The organism is Polaromonas sp. P1_E1_2, from assembly GCF_056406035.1.
The window spans coordinates 1-2,598 of sequence record NZ_JBFUAZ010000600.1 but is presented as its reverse complement, the minus strand read 5'-3'; the positions used below and the strand labels follow the sequence as shown (position 1 = coordinate 2,598).

At 65.3% G+C, this 2,598-nt stretch carries 2 protein-coding genes and 1 pseudogene; 2 read left to right on the top strand and 1 reads right to left on the bottom strand.

Annotated features, from left to right (window positions below):
- A partial coding sequence (locus tag AC1D1P_RS20540) for an ABC transporter ATP-binding protein (RefSeq protein ID WP_477674232.1) occupies nt 1-542 on the top strand: 542 nt, incomplete at its 5' end.
- A gap of 15 nt (nt 543-557) precedes the next feature.
- Here AC1D1P_RS20540 and AC1D1P_RS20535 read toward each other — a convergent pair.
- The gene (locus AC1D1P_RS20535; protein ID WP_477674231.1) at nt 558-1,529 is read right to left on the bottom strand and encodes a threo-3-hydroxy-L-aspartate ammonia-lyase; all 972 of its coding nucleotides are present in this window, start codon (nt 1,527-1,529) and stop codon (nt 558-560) included.
- Nucleotides 1,530-1,723: 194 nt separating this feature from the next.
- Between AC1D1P_RS20535 and AC1D1P_RS20530 the strand changes: the two are divergent.
- Nucleotides 1,724-2,598 (top strand): annotated as a pseudogene (locus tag AC1D1P_RS20530) (ABC transporter permease); the annotation flags it as partial.

Sequence of the window (2,598 nt, the reverse complement as noted above, 5' to 3'; positions counted from 1 at the left end):
AATCAGGCGTCGGCAAATCAACGCTGCTCAACTGCATGGCCGGGCTCGATACCTGGGACGAAGGCACGGTACTGCTGAACGGCCAGGACCTGGGTGCCATGACCGACGACGAGCGTGCGCTGCTACGCCGCCGCCATGTGGGTTTTGTGTTTCAGGCCTTTCATGTGCTGCCGCACCTGGATGTCGCGCAGAACGTGGCCCTGCCATTGCTGCTGCTCGGCGAGCCGGACGACGCGCGCGTGCAGTCACTGCTGGATGCGGTCGGCCTGTCGGGCATGGGCGGGCGGCTGCCCCAGCAACTCAGCGGCGGCCAGCTGCAGCGCGTGGCGATTGCCCGTGCCCTGGTACACCGGCCCAGCCTGCTGCTGGCCGATGAACCCACCGGCAACCTGGACCCAACGACGGCCGCCAAAGTAATGGATGCGCTGATTGCCCAGACCCGCGAACACGGCGCCTCGCTGGTGCTGGTCACCCATTCGGAAGCCGCCGCCGCACGCGCAGACCGCCGACTGCATCTGAGCGCTGACGGGATTCTTCCGTAGGCTGCGCTCCCCTGCTCAGGCCCGGGCGAGCAACTCTGCGTAGCGCGTCAAATCAACATTTCCGCCGCTGATGATGACGCCCACTTTTTCACCGGGCGCCGGCGGGTTGGCCTGCAGCGCGGCGCATGCCCCGGCAAACGCCAGGCAGCCTGTCGGCTCCACCACCATCTTCATGCGTTCGGCAAAAAAGCGCATGGACTCGACCAGCTGCGCATCGCTTACCGTGAGGATGTCGTCCACATCGCGCCGGATGATGGCAAAGGTGTACTCGCCCAGGTACTGGGTTTGTGCGCCGTCGGCAATGGTTTTTGGCGTTTCAATATGCACGATGCGGCCTGCGCGCAGCGACTGCTGGCCGTCGTTCCCCGCTTCAGGCTCTACGCCATAGACCTTGCACTGCGGCGACAGGGCGCGGGCTGCAAGCGCCGAGCCGCTGGTAAGCCCGCCGCCGCCCAGACATATGTAGAGACGGTCCAGCGGGCCGGTTTCTTCGATCAGCTCTTTCGCTGCCGTACCCTGGCCGGCGATCACGTCGGGGTGGTCATAAGKCGGGATCAACGTCATGCCGCGTTCGGTGGCGAGCCGTTTCGTCAGGGCCTCGCGGTCTTCGGTGAAGCGGTCGTACAGCACCACTTCCGCGCCATAGCCCTGCGTGGCGGCCAGCTTGGCAGCGGGTGCATCTTTGGGCATCACGATGACCACGGGCATACCGAGCAGCCTCGCCGAAAGCGCCATCGCCTGCGCATGGTTGCCTGACGAAAACGCGATAGCACCGGCCCGGCGCTGCGCCGCGTCGAACTTCGACAGCGCATTGAAGGCGCCGCGAAACTTGAAAGCGCCCATGCGCTGGAAGTTTTCACATTTGAAAAAGAAATTCGCGCCCCAGCGGGCATCGGCCGTACTGGACCGCAACACGGGCGTGCGGTGCGCATGGCCTTCAAGCCGCGCGGCAGCGGCGGTGACGTCGTCGTAAGTAGGAAGTTGCATGGTGAATACGCTTTCATTCCGGGTGAGAAATCAGAAAGATCCGGGTCCAGGGCATCCGGAAGACCGCAAGCTTAAATGACCAGGCGTTTTCCCGACAGAGCCAGAAAGCCTGATTCTGTACCGATACAGATGGCGGGTTCGTTCATCTGCCCAGGGCCTGATTTCGCTGCGGCGCTGAAAGGCACAATGAGCGCATGCGCGCCCTGCTCTCAAGCTTCTCCTGGCGGGAATTGCAACACCACCCCTGGCGCAACGCCGCCGCCGTAGTGGCCGTGATGCTGGGCGTGGCCCTGGCGTTTTCAGTACAGCTCATCAATGCGTCGGCACTCAGTGAGTTCTCACAGGCGGTGCGCGCGGTCAACGGTCAACCCGACCTGGAGCTGCGTGCCGTGCAGGGCAGCTTTGACGAGGCGGTGTACGCGCGCGTGGCCAACCATCCGCAAGTCGCGCTGGCCAGCCCGGTGCTTGAAATCAGCACGTATGCGCTGGACGGCACCTCCCCCACCGGCCGCCTGCCGCTGCGCATCATCGGCATCGACGCGCTGGCGGTGGCCGCCATCGCGCCGTCGCTGATGCCGGTGCCGTCTTCCGACGCGGGACGCTTCGCCCTGTTTGCGCCTGGCAAGGTGTTCTTGAACCCCGCCGCGCAGCAAGCATTGCACTCGCCGGAGTTGCGCCTACAAAGCGGCCTTGAACTGCGCAGGGTTTCTGTGGCCGGCAGCGTCGGCGCCGGTGGCGGGCCCCTGGCCGTGATGGACATTGCCGCCGCGCAGGAGCTCTTCGGCAAGGCCGGACAACTCTCCCGCATTGACCTCAGGCTCAGCGCAGGCGCCGATGCGCGCCGTGTGATCGAGTCGCTGCAGCTGCCGTCCAACATCACCGCCACAGCGCCAGGGGACGCGGCCGAACGCGTCAGCAACCTGTCGCGCGCCTACCGCGTCAACCTGACGGTGCTGGCATTGGTGGCCTTGTTCACGGGCGCCTTCCTGGTGTTCTCGGTRCTCTCGCTGAGTGTGGCCAAACGTGCGCAGCAATTCGCGCTGCTGGGCGTGCTGGGCCTCACCGGCCG